This window comes from Mesorhizobium sp. M7A.F.Ca.AU.001.01.1.1 (assembly GCF_004022735.1).
Classification (GTDB): domain Bacteria; phylum Pseudomonadota; class Alphaproteobacteria; order Rhizobiales; family Rhizobiaceae; genus Mesorhizobium; species Mesorhizobium ciceri.
The window spans coordinates 1-5983 of the sequence record NZ_RZPF01000395.1; the positions used below are offsets into that span (position 1 = coordinate 1).

Here is a 5983-nt window from a genome sequence, read left to right on the forward strand (position 1 = left end):
CTCGGCGGTCAAGCTGCCGGCTGGGGTCAAGCCTGTGATCTCCGACCGCGACTTCACCATCGCGACCATTGCCGGTTCGTCGGCGATGAAGCCGGAGACGGAAGAGACGGCTGAAGCGGCTGCACCTGAAGCGGCTCCTGCCGCCGAAGAGAAGTAACTCTTTCACGCCCGGAGCAGGCGATGCTGCTGTTTGCAGGTCTCGGCAATCCGGGCGCGAAATACGCCGGCAATCGGCACAATGTCGGTTTCATGGCGGCGGACGCAATCGCCCGCCGCCATTCCTTTTCGCCCTGGTCGAAGAAATTTCAGGGCCTGATCGCCGAGGGCTCGCTCGGCGGCGAAAAAGTCGTCCTGATCAAGCCGCAGACCTTCATGAACCTGTCCGGCCAGTCGGTCGGCGAAGCGCTGCGCTTCTACAAGCTCGAGCTTTCCGCGCTCACCGTCTTCTATGACGAGATCGATCTTGCCGAAGGCAAGCTGCGCATAAAGACCGGCGGCGGCGCCGGCGGCCATAACGGCATCCGTTCGATCGATGGCCATGTCGGCAACGCCTATCGCCGCGTACGCATCGGCGTCGGCCATCCAGGCGTCAAGGAAATGGTCCAGCACCATGTGCTCGGCGATTTCGACAAGGCCGACCGCGAATGGCTTGACCCGCTGCTCGACGCGATCGCCGACAACGCCGCCATGATCGCCAAAGGCGACGAATCCGGCTTCATGAACAAAGCCAGTCTCGCCGTCCAGGGCAAGGCCGGGCCGGAGCCCGAAAAATCGGCACCTAAGCAGCCGGCGCAGAAGCAGCAAAGTCACGTCCGCCAAGCACGGCCCCAACAGCCCCTGGCCAAGCTGCCGGAAAGCGGTCCGATGGCCGCCATGCTGAAGAAGCTGTTCGGCGGCAAGGACTGAGCATCAAGGGAACCGAAGGGCTTGACGTTGATCACCCCTATCGCCCATAGCCCTGATCAAATTTCTATTTCCCGATAGGACCGGACAAAATGGGTTTCAAATGCGGCATCGTTGGCTTGCCCAACGTCGGCAAGTCGACGCTTTTCAACGCGTTGACCAGAACGGCTGCGGCGCAGGCCGCCAACTATCCGTTCTGCACCATCGAACCGAATACCGGCGAGGTCGCGGTGCCCGATCCGCGCCTGCAGAAGATCGCGGCGATTGGCAAGTCAAAGGAGATCATCCCGACCCGCATCTCCTTCGTCGACATTGCCGGTCTGGTGCGCGGCGCCTCGAAGGGCGAAGGGCTGGGCAACCAGTTCCTCGCCAACATCCGCGAGGTCGACGCCATCGTGCATGTGCTGCGCTGCTTCGAGGATGACGACATTACCCATGTCGAGGGCCGCATCGACCCGGTGGCCGATGCCGAGACGGTCGAAACCGAGCTGATGCTCGCCGACCTCGACAGCCTCGAGCGCCGCATCGTGCAATTCCGCAAGCGCGCCGGCAGCAAGGACAAGGAAGCGACGTCAGTGCTGCCGATGATGGAGGCAGCGCTAGAACTGCTGCAGGCCGGCAAGCCGACCCGCATCCTGCTCAAGGATATTTCGGCCGAAGATTTGCGCATCCTGCAGGGCCTGAACCTTCTGACCTCGCATCCCGTGCTCTATGTCTGCAACGTCGCCGAGGCCGACGCAGCCACCGGCAACGAGCACACCAGGGCCGTGGAAAAGATGGCGACCGCCCAGGGCGCCGGCACCGTGGTGATCTCGGCCGCCATCGAAGCCGAGGTCGCACAGCTCTCCGATGAGGAAGAGATGGAATTCCTGTCCTCGCTCGGCCTCGACGAGCCCGGCCTCAACAAGGTCATCCGCGCCGGCTACGATCTGTTGCACCTCATCACCTACTTCACCGTCGGGCCGAAGGAGACGCGCGCCTGGACCATCCATAAGGGCGACAAGGCCCCCCAGGCCGCCGGCGTCATCCACACCGATTTCGAGCGCGGCTTCATCCGCGCCCAGACCATCGCCTACAATGACTTCGTCACACTGGGCGGCGAAGTGGCGGCCAAGGAAGCCGGCAAGGCCCGCGACGAAGGCAAGGAATATGTCGTCCAGGACGGCGACATCCTGCTGTTCAAGTTCAACACGTGATTTGATGGAAGTCCTTCGAGACTGTCCGCGGGCCGGCTGAGCCGACCACCAGATATCAGGCCCAAAGTGTCGCCTATAAAGCTGATAATATTTGATTGTGACGGCGTCCTCGTGAACAGCGAGGAGATATACCAGGCAACCGAGCTTGAATATCTGGCGGCGGCCGGCATCACGTTCGAACCAAGCGCCTATACGCAAGCCTTCATGGGATTGTCTCCCGCTATGTGGCAGGCGAAGCTCGAAGCGATCGGCCAAGAGCGAGCCAAGCCGCTCTCTCCGCTCTTTTTTGAACAGCTTGCCGACCACACCAACGAACGCTTGCGTAAGAATCTGGCGGCCTTACCCGATGCAGGGAATGTGATTGGCCGGCTCGCCGCATGGAGATGTGTGGCGTCAAGCACGCCGCTGGCCCGATTGCGTTGGAAACTCGAACACACGGGCCTTGTCGACCTTTTCGATCCTAATATTTTTTCATCGGACATGGTCGTCAATGGAAAGCCGGAACCAGACCTGTTCTTGCATGCGGCGGACACGATCGGTGTTCATGCAAAGGAGTGCATCGTGGTCGAGGACAGCGTGAATGGCGTCCTGGCGGGCAAGGCAGCAGGTATGCGCGTGATCGGATTTACCGCTGGCAGTCATTGCACCGGCACTCATGGCGATGCTCTGTTGCGACATGGCGCGGATGCCCTCGTCGGCGCATACGAGGACTTGGAGGTCACTCTAGCCAGTCTTTAGATCGATCCGCTGACGCGGCTTCCGAGCCGCGAGGGCCGTCCCCCGGCCCGATTCGGGCTTGTCTTGATTTTGTCACGTCACAGGTCTAAGCGGCAGACGCACGGTCGGCGCTGGCGCCAGGAACCGTGCAATCCAACACGACGCGTCAATCCGAACGCACCCTTTGGCCCCAGCAAGGGAATCAGGCGATGATCAAGGCCTTCGTCGTGGACAATGATCGCCTGCGCGTCGTCGACGATCTCCTGGCAAACAGCGAGACCATCGTCTGGGCGGACCTGTTCAACCCGACAAAGGAAGAGGAAGCGACGATCGAGAGCTGGCTCGGCGTTGCCATTCCGACGCGCGAGGAGATGGAGGAGATCGAGATTTCGAGCCGCCTCTATGTCGAGGACGGCGCCTACTTCATGACCGCAACCCTGCCCGCGCAGACCGAGGTCGACGATCCCTTGATGTCGCCGGTCACCTTCGTGCTCGCCGGCACAAGGTTGATCACTGTGCGCTACCATGAGCCGAAGGCCTTCAAGACCTTTCCGCAGCGCGCCGAGAAGGTGGCGACCGGCTGCACCAGCGGCGACACCATCCTGATCGGCTTGCTGGAGGCGATCGTCGACCGTCTCGCCGACATTCTGGAGCGTGCCGGCCGTGACATCGAGGCGATCTCGCGCGATATCTTCGAGGCGCGATCGACCAAGGTTTCCAAGCGCAATCGCGACTTCCAGGAATTGTTGAAAGCCATCGGCCGCAAGGAGGACATCGCGTCTTCGATCCGCGACAGCCTGATCTCGCTGCAGCGCCTGGCGGGCTTTTTCGCCCATGCCTCGACCCGCACCAAGATGAGCAAGGACACCAAGGCGCGCATCAAGACGCTGTCTCGCGACGTGCTGTCACTCGCCGACCACGCCACCTTCCTGTCGCAGAAGATCTCCTTCCTGCTCGACGCGACGCTCGGCATGATCTCGATCGAGCAGAACGCCATCATCAAGATCTTTTCGGTCGCCGCCGTCATCTTCCTGCCGCCGACTTTGGTCGCCTCGATCTACGGCATGAATTTCGACGTCATCCCCGAGTTGAAATGGGAACTTGGCTATCCCTTCGCCATCGCCATGATGGTGCTGTCGGCGATCCTGCCCTTCTGGTATTTCCGCCGCCGCGGCTGGCTCTGAGTGGGCCTGTCGATCGGCTGCCACAGGCTGGCGCAGTAGAAATCGCTTGACCAAATGAACGCCGGCCTGCATCCGGAAACCCCGATCCTGAGGATCGTGGGTCGACAAGCCGGATTCCAGACCATGACCGCAGAGATAAAAACATGGGCCTATGAGGACTTCATCGAGGGTGCATCGATCGACCTCGGCTCGAAGCTCGTGAGTGCCGCCGAGATCGTCGAATTCGCCGGAGAATTCGACCCGCAGCCGATGCATCTCGACGAGGAAGCCGGCAAGGCCAGCATCCTCGGTGGGCTGGCGGCGTCGGGCTGGCACACCTGCGCCATGTTCATGCGCATGCTGTGCGATGCCTTCCTGTTGGACTCGACCTGCCAGGGCGCGCCCGGCGTCGATCAGGTCAAATGGAAGAAGCCGGTCCTGGCCGGCGATCAACTGACCGGCACCCTGGTGGTCGTTGCCAAGCGCCTGTCCAAATCGAAGCCGCAACTCGGCTTCGTTACAATGCGCAGCGAACTGTTCAACCAGCGCGGCGAAAGCGTCTTCGAGCTCGAGAACTCCGCCATGTTCCTCACGCGCGATGCCGCGGGGAGCCAAGCATGACACTGGACGAGTTCTTTCGTATCGGCACCACGGTGACGCTCGGCTCGCACACATTCGAGCCCGAGGCGATCAAGGCCTTCGCCCGCAAATACGACCCGCAGATCTTCCATACCGACGAGGAGGCCGCGAAGAAAAGCGTGCTCGGCGGGCTCTGCGCATCCGGCTGGCACACCGCCGCCACCTGGATGAAACTCAATCTCGAAAACCGCATGGACGCCGAGATCGCTGCGTGGAGCGGCCCCGGTCCGGTGCCGGAATTCGGCCCCTCGCCTGGCTTCAAGAACCTGAAATGGCTGAAGCCGGTCTATGCCGGGCAAACCATCACCTTCACGCGCACCGCGCTGTCGCACCGCCCGATTGCCTCACGCCCCGGCTGGCGGCTGCTGGCGCTGCGTTCGGAAGCTTTCGATTCGACCGGCGCCAAGGTGCTGGAGTTCGAGAGCGCCGTGCTGGTGAAGGTGGAGTAGGTTTCTTCCTTCTCCCCCTGTGGGAGAAGGTGGCCGAGCGAAGCTCGGTCGGATGAGGGGTGCTCCAGCTTGGCGCCGACGGCACTCCGTCACCCACCCCTCAACCGTCTCGGCGCTGCGCGCCGATCCACCTTCTCCCACAAGGGGAGAAGGAAGAACTGCCCCTCAATGCCCCTCGAACCCAATCAGCGTCCGCACCGGCACGCCGAGCGCCTCCAGCTTGGCACGGCCGCCGAGGTCCGGCAGGTCGATGACGAAACAGGCGGCGAGGATGTCGGCACCTATCTGGCGCAGCAGCTTGACCGCCGCTTCAGCCGTGCCGCCGGTGGCGATCAGATCGTCGACCAGGATCACTTTCTCGCCCGGAGCAACACCGTCCTTGTGCATCTCCATTTCGTCCAGCCCGTATTCCAGGCTGTAGGCGACGCGCACCGTCTCGTAGGGCAGCTTGCCCTTCTTGCGGATCGGCACGAAACCGGCCGAGAGCTGATGGGCGACGGCGCCGCCAAGGATAAAGCCGCGCGCCTCGATGCCGGCGATCTTGTCGATCTTCTGGCCGGCATAGGGATGCACCAGTTCGTCGATGGCGCGGCGGAAGGCGCGCGCATTGCCAAGCAGCGTGGTGATGTCGCGAAACAGGATGCCGGGCTTGGGATAGTCCGGAATGGTGCGGATCGCGGCAAGCAGCGTGTCTTCGAGCGAGGATTTCATGGGTCGAGATTACCTGAAACGGAGATTGTTGCGCGACAATTGTTCGATCGAGCTGCAGCCCATCAGCCTCATGCCGCGTTCGATCTCGACCCGCATCTGTTCGAGCGCCCGTTCCACGCCGGGCTGGCCGGCCGCCGCGAGCGGAAACAGATAGTAGCGTCCGACGCCGACGGCCTTGGCGCCGAGCGACAGCGCTTTCAGCACG

8 protein-coding genes and 1 pseudogene are annotated in these 5983 nt (G+C 62.3%); 7 read left to right on the forward strand and 2 right to left on the reverse strand.

Annotated features, from left to right (window positions below; genetic code table 11):
• The 7 genes and pseudogenes from EN884_RS39720 to EN884_RS22170 form a co-directional block, all read left to right on the forward strand.
• Positions 1-157 (forward strand): annotated as a pseudogene (locus tag EN884_RS39720) (50S ribosomal protein L25); the annotation flags it as partial.
• 23 nt (positions 158-180) lie between these two features.
• Complete coding sequence (pth, locus tag EN884_RS22145; protein ID WP_027162157.1) at positions 181-906, forward strand: aminoacyl-tRNA hydrolase; 726 nt, start codon at positions 181-183, stop codon at positions 904-906.
• An 89-nt stretch (positions 907-995) separates the two neighbouring features.
• Entirely contained in the window at positions 996-2099 is a 1104-nt protein-coding gene (ychF, locus tag EN884_RS22150) for a redox-regulated ATPase YchF (RefSeq protein ID WP_024505635.1), read from the forward strand.
• 66 nt (positions 2100-2165) lie between these two features.
• Positions 2166-2837, forward strand: coding sequence for an HAD family phosphatase (locus EN884_RS22155; protein WP_272482876.1), 672 nt, complete (start codon positions 2166-2168; stop codon positions 2835-2837).
• Between the two features lie 188 nt (positions 2838-3025).
• Positions 3026-4000 carry a magnesium/cobalt transporter CorA gene (gene corA / locus EN884_RS22160; protein ID WP_023809832.1) on the forward strand — a complete coding sequence of 325 codons (975 nt, stop codon included), beginning with the start codon at positions 3026-3028 and terminating at the stop codon, positions 3998-4000.
• Between the two features lie 123 nt (positions 4001-4123).
• Positions 4124-4600 carry a MaoC family dehydratase gene (locus tag EN884_RS22165; RefSeq protein ID WP_013529991.1) on the forward strand — a complete coding sequence of 159 codons (477 nt, stop codon included), beginning with the start codon at positions 4124-4126 and terminating at the stop codon, positions 4598-4600.
• The gene (locus EN884_RS22170; protein WP_063168842.1) at positions 4597-5067 is read left to right on the forward strand and encodes a MaoC family dehydratase; all 471 of its coding nucleotides are present in this window, start codon (positions 4597-4599) and stop codon (positions 5065-5067) included. The genes EN884_RS22165 and EN884_RS22170 overlap by 4 nt, the downstream gene beginning before the upstream one ends.
• A gap of 165 nt (positions 5068-5232) precedes the next feature.
• Here EN884_RS22170 and EN884_RS22175 read toward each other — a convergent pair whose 3' ends face one another.
• Positions 5233-5778 (reverse strand): adenine phosphoribosyltransferase, encoded by a 546-nt coding sequence (locus EN884_RS22175; protein ID WP_013529989.1) that lies wholly within the window; start codon positions 5776-5778, stop codon positions 5233-5235.
• A 9-nt stretch (positions 5779-5787) separates the two neighbouring features.
• A partial coding sequence (locus EN884_RS22180) for an alpha-hydroxy-acid oxidizing protein (protein WP_164895104.1) occupies positions 5788-5983 on the reverse strand: 196 nt, incomplete at its 5' end.